Raw genomic sequence first — 1875 nt, forward strand, 5'->3', positions numbered from 1 at the left:
GCCTACCGCGACTACCTCGAACTGCACGGCCTGTCCGTACAGCTCGCCGAGGCCCTCGCCGAGTACTGGCACGCCCGCGTCCGCTCCGAACTCGGCATTTCCGCCGGAGATCCGAGCTCCATGGACGGCATGTTCCGCACCGAGTACCAGGGCTGCCGCTACTCCCTCGGCTACCCGGCCTGTCCCGACCTGGAGGACCGGGCGAAGGTGGCCGGGCTGCTGCGACCGGAACGGATCGGCGTCCACCTCAGCGAGGAGTTCCAGCTCCACCCCGAACAGTCCACCGACGCCCTCGTCTTCCACCACCCCGAGGCGGGATACTTCAACGCCGGAGGAGGCCGGACCCCGTGACGACCCTTCGTGACGTCCTCGCGAGCGGCCAGCCCTCGTTCTCCTTCGAGTTCTTCCCGCCCAAGACCGAGGCGGGCACTCGCACCCTGTGGGCGACGATCCGCCGGATCGAGGCCCTGTCCCCGGCCTTCGTCTCCGTGACCTACGGCGCGGGCGGCTCCTCCCGGACCCGGACCGTCGAGGTGACCAAACGGATCGCGGCGGAGACGACCCTGCGGCCCGTCGCCCACCTCACCGCCGTGGGCCACTCGGTCGCCGAACTGCGGCACATCGTCGGCCAGTACGCGGACGCTGGGGTCCGCGATGTCCTCGCCCTGCGCGGTGACCCGCCCGGCGACCCGAACGGACCCTGGACGGCGCACCCGGACGGCTACTCGCACGCCCACGAACTGGTGACCCTGGTCGGTGAGCTGGGAGACTTCAGCGTGGGCGTGGCCGCCTTCCCGGAGCGGCACCCGCGCTCACCCGACTGGGAGTCCGACATCCGGCACTTCGTCGCGAAGTGCCGGGCGGGGGCTGACTACGCCATCACGCAGATGTTCTTCGACGCCGACGACTATCTCCGGCTGCGCGACCGGGTCGCCGCGGCGGGCTGCGACACCCCGATCATCCCGGAGATCATGCCCGCCACCGACGTGCGGCAGATCCGGCGCTTCGCCGAACTGAGCGGCGCCGCCTTCCCCGAGGGCCTGGCGCACCGTCTGGAGGCCGCCCGGGACGACCCGGCGGCCGGTCACCGCATCGGCGTCGACCACGCCACCGCCATGGCCGGCCGGCTGCTCGCCGAAGGCGCCCCCGGCCTGCACTTCATCACCCTGAACCGTTCCACGGCGACGCTCGAAATCCACGCCAACATCCACGCATCCAGGAGTTCACGTGCCCTCGCAAGCCACCACTGACGCCCCGACGTCCACGGACTTCAAGGTCGCCGACCTCTCCCTGGCCGCGTTCGGCCGCAGGGAGATCACCCTCGCCGAGCACGAGATGCCGGGGCTGATGGCGATTCGCAGGGAGTTTGCCGAGGCCCAGCCCCTCGCCGGCGCCCGCGTCACCGGCTCCCTGCACATGACGGTGCAGACCGCCGTACTCATCGAGACCCTGGTCGCCCTGGGCGCCGAGGTCCGCTGGGTCTCCTGCAACATCTACTCCACCCAGGACCACGCCGCCGCCGCCATCGCCGCCGCGGGCATACCGGTCTTCGCCTGGAAGGGCGAGACCCTGGAGGAATACTGGTGGTGCACCGAGCAGGCCCTGACCTGGCCCGGGGCCGACGGCCCCAACATGATCCTGGACGACGGCGGTGACGCCACCCTCCTCGTCCACAAGGGCGTCGAGTACCGCAAGACGGGAGAACTCCCGGCCGCTGACAACGAGGAACTCGCCGTCGTACGCGCCCTGCTGGAGCGCAGCCCCCTCGACTGGACCTCGATGGCGTCCGAGATCCGCGGCGTGACCGAGGAGACGACGACCGGCGTCCACCGCCTGTACGAGATGCACCGCGACGGCACCCTCCTGTTCCCGGCG

3 protein-coding genes are annotated in these 1875 nt (G+C 71.0%); all 3 read left to right on the plus strand.

Annotation, left to right across the window (positions count from 1 at the left end):
• On the plus strand, nt 1-351 hold a 351-nt coding region (locus ACFW48_RS38640; protein WP_386323349.1), incomplete at its 5' end, for a vitamin B12 dependent-methionine synthase activation domain-containing protein.
• On the plus strand, nt 348-1250 hold the full coding sequence (gene metF, locus ACFW48_RS38645) for a methylenetetrahydrofolate reductase [NAD(P)H] (protein ID WP_386323351.1): 903 nt from the start codon (nt 348-350) through the stop codon (nt 1248-1250). The genes ACFW48_RS38640 and metF, both read left to right, overlap by 4 nt.
• Nucleotides 1228-1875: adenosylhomocysteinase (locus ACFW48_RS38650; RefSeq protein ID WP_386323353.1), on the plus strand; the 648-nt coding region annotated here is incomplete at its 3' end. The genes metF and ACFW48_RS38650, both read left to right, overlap by 23 nt.

It is taken from the genome of Streptomyces sp. NPDC058812, assembly GCF_042744565.1.
Classification (GTDB): Bacteria; Actinomycetota; Actinomycetes; order Streptomycetales; family Streptomycetaceae; genus Streptomyces; species Streptomyces thinghirensis.